This is a genomic window from Stenotrophomonas maltophilia group sp. RNC7 (assembly GCF_030910085.1).
Taxonomy (GTDB): Bacteria; Pseudomonadota; Gammaproteobacteria; order Xanthomonadales; family Xanthomonadaceae; genus Stenotrophomonas; species Stenotrophomonas sepilia.
Genome location: NZ_JAVFVN010000112.1, coordinates 1 through 432, shown reverse-complemented (window position 1 = coordinate 432; position 432 = coordinate 1). Strand labels below are relative to the sequence as shown.

Below are 432 nucleotides of genomic sequence, written 5' to 3'. Positions count from 1 at the left end.
CTGGCGGCATATCTAGGCCTGGTGCCGGTGCGGAGACAGTCGGGCACGTCGCTACGCGGGCGCAGCCGCATGTCCAAGGCAGGTCCCGCTGATGTACGGGCCAAGGTGTATATGGCCGGCGTTGTTGCTTCCAAACACAACCCCCATGTGCGGGCGTTATATCAACGGCTGCTGGCGGCGGGCAAGACCAAGATGTCGGCGCTGGGTGCTTGCATGCGCAAGGTGGTACATCTGTGCTTCGGTGTGCTCAAGACGCGGCAGCCTTACAGACCTGACTACGCTTTTTCTACTTGACGGCCAAGACGGTATCTACGGAGGGTCGCTATCCGACCCAAAGCAGAAGTTCGGATGTGCTCCCTTCAACGACTGCTTCGCAGGGGTTGCGGACCTCGGCCGTAGGGACAATCCCCGAGTTACTGATGGTCAGAAATG

General features: G+C 60.0%; 1 protein-coding gene. It reads left to right on the top strand.

All coding sequences use genetic code 11. The features are described from left to right. The coding region (locus RCF13_RS01240) for a transposase (protein WP_308140747.1) at nucleotides 1–294 on the top strand (294 nt) is incomplete at its 5' end. Between the last annotated feature and the right edge of the window lie 138 nt (nucleotides 295–432).